The 1,113-nt window shown below is 66.3% G+C and carries 1 protein-coding gene; it reads left to right on the plus strand.

Annotation, left to right across the window (positions count from 1 at the left end):
• Positions 1 to 232: 232 nt before the first annotated feature.
• Positions 233 to 1,113 (plus strand): IS66 family transposase (gene tnpC / locus BMY22_RS23510; protein ID WP_143068640.1); only part of this gene is annotated, 881 nt, incomplete at its 3' end.

A 1,113-nucleotide genomic window follows, 5' to 3' on the forward strand; every position in this document is an offset into this window, starting at 1 on the left:
CTGACCAGCGCCGAGGTGATGGGGCGAGTCTGCACCTATTACGGTTGTGAACAGCTCCCGCCACTTGAACAGGATGTTGGTTGAAACTGCACTAGTGGTCGGGCTGCCCTGGCAGCGGGTCGGATCGGGGGCCGAAATCCGCCTTTTATAGTTGGCCGTCAGAGGGTGCCTGCCGCGCAATTGACCGAACGGCCTATCGTCGATAGCGGTCAAGGCAGGCACACTCGGCGCCATGACGTCTGCCTGCTTCGACCATCTGACCCCCGAACAACTGCGCGAACTGGCGGCGCAGTTGATGCAGCGTGTCGCCAGCCTCGACCAGCAAGTCCACTATCACAAGACCCGCAGCGATCAGCTGGCTCACGAAATTGCCGTCCTCAAGCGGCATCGGTTTGCCCGGCGCAGCGAGCAGCTCGGTGCTGCCCAGATCGGCCTGCTGGACGATCTGCTCGATACCGATATCGCGGCCATCGAAGCCGAGCTCGAGGAACTGGCTCCGGCTCCCGCCGCTGCCGAGCCACGCCGGCAGCCCAGGCGCACGGCCTTGCCGCCGCAGTTCCCCCGCACGCTGATCCATCACGAGCCGGGCAACACGCAGTGCGCCTGCGGCTGCCGGCTCAAGCGCATTGGCGAGGATGTCAGCGAAAAGCTCGACTACACTCCGGGCGTCTTCACGGTGGAGCGGCATGTCCGCGGCAAGTGGGTCTGCGAGCGGTGCGAAACCCTGACCCAGGCACCGGTTCCGGCCCAGGTGATCGACAAGGGCCTCCCGACCGCCGGGCTGCTGGCCCAGGTCATGGTGGCCAAGTTCGCCGATCATCTGCCCCTGTACCGGCAGGAAAGGATCTTCGCCCGCTCCGGCCTGGCCATCCCGCGCTCGACCCTGGCGCAGTGGGTCGGCCGCTGCGGCGTACAGCTGCAACCGCTGGTCGATGCGCTGCGGGACATCGTCCTGGAGCAGAACGTCGTCCATGCCGACGAGACCCCGGTGCAGATGCTGGCTCCGGGGATGAAGAAGACCCAGCGCGCCTACGTCTGGGCCTACGTTCCCAGCCCGTTCGCCGGGCTGCGAGCAGTCGTCTACGACTTCAGCCCCAGCCGTGCCGGCGAGCA

The organism is Azotobacter beijerinckii, from assembly GCF_900110885.1.
Classification (GTDB): Bacteria; Pseudomonadota; Gammaproteobacteria; order Pseudomonadales; family Pseudomonadaceae; genus Azotobacter; species Azotobacter beijerinckii.